At 69.3% G+C, this 1,018-nt stretch carries 1 protein-coding gene; it reads left to right on the top strand.

Translation table 11 applies throughout. From position 1 onward, the window contains the following. Positions 1-1,018, top strand: a 1,018-nt coding sequence (locus tag ABD191_RS28895; RefSeq protein ID WP_344089103.1) for a phage major capsid protein, incomplete at both ends; no start/stop codon positions are given.

Here is a 1,018-nt window from a genome sequence, read left to right as displayed (position 1 = left end):
CGAGGACCGCGACTTCTACGACGATGAGCGCACCGCGCTCAACGAGCACATGGCCAAGGCGCAGGAGGCTAAGGCCGGCCTGGCCAAGGCCCAGGGCGACGCCACCCTGCGCTCCGCCCTCGCCGACCTCGGCGACGACATCGCCCTCAACGAGAAGTCCGGCGAACGACGTACCCCCAGCGGCCTGATCGTCCCCGACGAGAAGACCTCCCTCGGCGAGCACTTCGTGAAGTCCGCCGAGTACGCGGCGCTGATGGGCACCACGGCGAACGGCCAGTTCGGTGCGAAGCAGCGCGTGCAGTCCCTGCCTGTCGGCTACAAGAGCCTGGTCACCGGCCTGTCCGACACCTCTGCCGGCGCGTTCGTCACCAACGACATGCGCGGCCTGCAGGTGGCACTGGACTCGTTCCAGCGCCCGCTGCGCCTGCGGGACGTGGTGACGAACGGCACCACGACCAGCGACACGGTCGAGTACGTCCGCATGACGTCGACCACGAACAACGCCGCTCCGGTCGCGGAAGCGACGAGCTCGGCTGCACCTACCGCGCCGGCTTCCGTCCCGGGCGCCCTGGTCAACGCGGCAGGCGGCGGCTACAAGCCCGAGTCGGCGCTTGCCGCGGCGAAGGTCACCACCCCGGTACGGACGATCGCGCACTGGATCCCGGTCACCAAGCGTGCCCTGTCCGACGCTGCGCAGATCCGGACCCTCATCGACGCCTTCCTCCGCTACGGACTGGAGGAGGAACTCGAAGACCAGATGATCTCCGGTGACGGAACCGGCGAGAACTTCGAGGGCCTCGGCAACGTGTCCGGCGTGCAGGCGCAGGCCTGGGACACCAACGCGCTGACCACTGCCCGCAAGGCGAAGACGAAGGTCCGCACCGTGGGCCGCTCCATCGCCAACGCGTACCTCCTCAACCCGGCGGACCTGGAGACGATCGACCTCCTGCAGGACAACGAGGGCCGGTTCTACTTCGGCGGCCCGCAGGGTGTCGGCTCGGCGTCCGTCCTGTGGGGG

Origin of the sequence: Luedemannella helvata, assembly GCF_039528415.1 — a bacterium.
Lineage (GTDB): Bacteria > Actinomycetota > Actinomycetes > Mycobacteriales > Micromonosporaceae > Luedemannella > Luedemannella helvata.
The sequence above is the reverse complement of the archived record's forward strand: the minus strand, read 5'-3'. Positions and strand labels throughout refer to the sequence as shown.